Origin of the sequence: Acidithiobacillus sp. (genome assembly GCF_023255755.1) — a bacterium.
GTDB lineage: Bacteria > Pseudomonadota > Gammaproteobacteria > Acidithiobacillales > Acidithiobacillaceae > Acidithiobacillus.
In genome coordinates this window covers 1-1,700 of sequence record NZ_JAGDVS010000009.1, presented here as the reverse complement: position 1 = coordinate 1,700, position 1,700 = coordinate 1, and the positions used below count along the sequence as shown (strand labels likewise).

General features: G+C 54.2%; 2 protein-coding genes and 1 tRNA gene. All 3 read left to right on the top strand.

Features of this window, described 5'->3' with window-relative positions; translation table 11 throughout:
- Window positions 1-35: 35 nt before the first annotated feature.
- A tRNA-Arg gene (locus Q0C48_RS00780) sits at window positions 36-112 on the top strand.
- 112 nt (window positions 113-224) lie between these two features.
- Window positions 225-1,307: a site-specific integrase gene (locus Q0C48_RS00775; RefSeq protein WP_291520667.1), complete on the top strand. Its 1,083-nt coding sequence runs from the start codon at window positions 225-227 to the stop codon at window positions 1,305-1,307.
- A gap of 216 nt (window positions 1,308-1,523) precedes the next feature.
- Window positions 1,524-1,700, top strand: a 177-nt coding sequence (locus Q0C48_RS00770; protein ID WP_366936972.1) for a phage integrase N-terminal SAM-like domain-containing protein, incomplete at its 3' end; no start/stop codon positions are given.

Sequence of the window (1,700 nt, the reverse complement as noted above, 5' to 3'; positions counted from 1 at the left end):
CAACGGCGGGGCGAGTTCCCTATAATCTGGCCCACGCGCAGTTAGCTCAGATGGATAGAGCGTCGGCCTCCGAAGCCGAAGGTCACTGGTTCGACTCCAGTACTGCGCACCATACAAATCAATAAGTTGCAAGTCGCATCACTCAGAAATTTATGGCAAATTGATTTTACGCTGCAATTATGCTGCACTAGCTCGCGAGATAACCGCCGAGGACTGGTGCATAAATGGCTACTATCACTGCAAGAAAAGGTCTGGACGAAAACGACAAGCCGGTGGTGATCGGCTATCAAGCCATCATCCGCAAGCGAGGCCAGCCGAGCCAAACAAAGACGTTTCGCACGAAGCGTGATGCGGAGCGATGGGCACGTCAGATAGAGAATGAAATGGACCGTGGTGTATTCCAGCCGCGCGCGGAATCTGAACGCACTACGGTTAATGCCTTGATGGACAGGTATGCCCGCGAAGTATTGCCTACCCAGAAGGGAGGGCATCGGGAAGTCTCCAGGGTGAAGCATGTAAAGGAAGGGCTTGGTCAATATTCTCTGGCCGCGCTGACTTCATCCCTGATTGCCGACTATCGTGATGCCCGCCTCAAGATCGTCGGTCCTCAGTCTGTGAAGCATGAATTGGGGTTGCTCCAGAGGGCCTTGAAGAAGGGCGCACAGGAATGGGGGATCGCTCTGCCAGGTGGCATCCCTACCTTCATGGTGAAAAAACCCTCACTGCCTGCCTCGCGGAATCGGCGACTAGTTGATGATGAGGAAGACAGGTTGTTGACTGCATGCGCCGATGCCCGCAACCCATGGCTTCGGTCGGTCGTCGTCTTTGCCATTGAAACCGCCATGCGGGCAGGTGAGATAGTGGAGACATGGAAGCAGGAACCATCCGGGGCGATGGATGCCAACGGAAAACATCTGCAAGTAAAGGTCAGTATCGGCTTGTTATGGGAAAATGTGGATCTGAAAAAGCGCACCGCACACCTGCCCAAGACCAAGAACGGTGAAGCGCGCACGGTGCCCCTGTCAAGTCGCGCCGTGACCGTACTGGATGCACTGCCCCGTTCCATGGGCGGGCGGGTTTTCGGCATGACTTATGAAGCAATGAAGCAAGCTTTTGACCGCGCATGTAAACGCGCTGGCATCGATGACTTACGCTTCCACGACCTGCGTCACGAAGCCGTATCCCGCCTTTTTGAAAAAGGCTTCAATCCCATGGAAGTCTCCACGATTTCCGGCCACAAGACATTGCAAATGTTGAAACGATATACTCACCTGAGGGCTGAGGACTTGGCGAAGAGGATGGGTTGATGGGATTTCCATGCCAAGCAAATACACCAATTCTCATAGAGCTCGCTGCGGCATAAAGCAGAACATGCTCAACGGCTGGTTCGCAGCGGAGGACTAAACCGCTCGCGCGGTAGGGTGGCTTCGTTCTGATTTTGTGGGCTATTGTGACAAAGTGCCCTCCATTTCCTATTTTGAAAGTTCAGGCAATTCGCCTGCTTTCAGGATAGGAGCAGCGTCATGATCCCTTCGACCCGAGGCATTACTCCCCTACGTCAACGCATGATCGATGATATGCGGATGCGTAAACTTGGCCCCAAGACGCAAACCGCCTACATCCGAGCCGTACGGAAATTCGCGGATTATCTGGGGCGATCACCGGACACGGCGGCAGCAGAAGATCTCCGTGCCTTCCAG

Excerpts from the sequence above, each read along its gene's own strand:
- Q0C48_RS00775 (WP_291520667.1), top strand. The coding sequence starts at position 225 with ATGGCTACTATCACTGCAAGAAAAGGTCTGGACGAAAACGACAAGCCG.